The organism is Halioglobus sp. HI00S01, from assembly GCF_001635445.1.
GTDB classification, from domain to species: Bacteria; Pseudomonadota; Gammaproteobacteria; order Pseudomonadales; family Halieaceae; genus Halioglobus; species Halioglobus japonicus.
Genome location: NZ_LWEE01000126.1, coordinates 1 through 223 on the forward strand (window position 1 = coordinate 1; position 223 = coordinate 223).

Annotated in this window: 1 protein-coding gene; it reads left to right on the forward strand. The window is 61.9% G+C overall.

Translation table 11 applies throughout. The features are described from left to right. Positions 1–223, forward strand: a 223-nt coding sequence (locus tag A3709_RS23795) for an aminotransferase class V-fold PLP-dependent enzyme (RefSeq protein WP_197484221.1), incomplete at both ends; no start/stop codon positions are given.

The window sequence follows — 223 nt, forward strand, 5'->3', positions numbered from 1 at the left end:
GACGCCCACGGCCTGATTACCCCGGAGGCGGTGGCTGCGGCGCTGCGCGAAGACACTATTCTGGTCAGCATCATGCACGCCAACAACGAGATTGGCACCGTGAACGATATCGCCGGCATCGGCGAAGTCACCCGCAATGCCGGCGATATCGTTCACGGTGCCAATCTCGTTGTTGGCGTGCATGATGCTGACCAGAATAGTGTCTCCGCGCAGCGCCGCAGCC